Genomic DNA, 304 nt, shown 5'->3' on the forward strand with positions numbered 1-304 from the left:
CGGACCTGATCCCCGCCGGCACCCCCCGGCAATGCACCTTCGCGATGGAGGCGAAGTCGATCATCACCCGGCCCTCCGGCACCAAGCGGATCGCCCCGTGCTTCCCCGAGACCACCGGCATCGCCTGGCCGGGGCGCAGCCGCATCCGGGGGGCGCAGATCACGACGGACCGGGGCAAGACCTGGCAGGACGCGGCCCTGCAGGAGCCGGTGCGGAACCGGGTCCCTACCCGCCTCTGCCTCCTCTGGACATGGTAAGACGCTCCCACGACACCGTCGAGCCGGGCCAGCGACGAACCCGGCCA

1 pseudogene is annotated in these 304 nt (G+C 72.4%); it reads left to right on the forward strand.

Annotation, left to right across the window (positions count from 1 at the left end):
- A pseudogene (locus MKK52_RS18115) lies at positions 1 to 257 on the forward strand (sulfite dehydrogenase); the annotation flags it as partial.
- Positions 258 to 304: the final 47 nt, after the last annotated feature.

The sequence above is a fragment of the Methylobacterium sp. J-067 genome (assembly GCF_022829465.1).
In the GTDB taxonomy this organism is placed as follows: domain Bacteria; phylum Pseudomonadota; class Alphaproteobacteria; order Rhizobiales; family Beijerinckiaceae; genus Methylobacterium; species Methylobacterium litchii.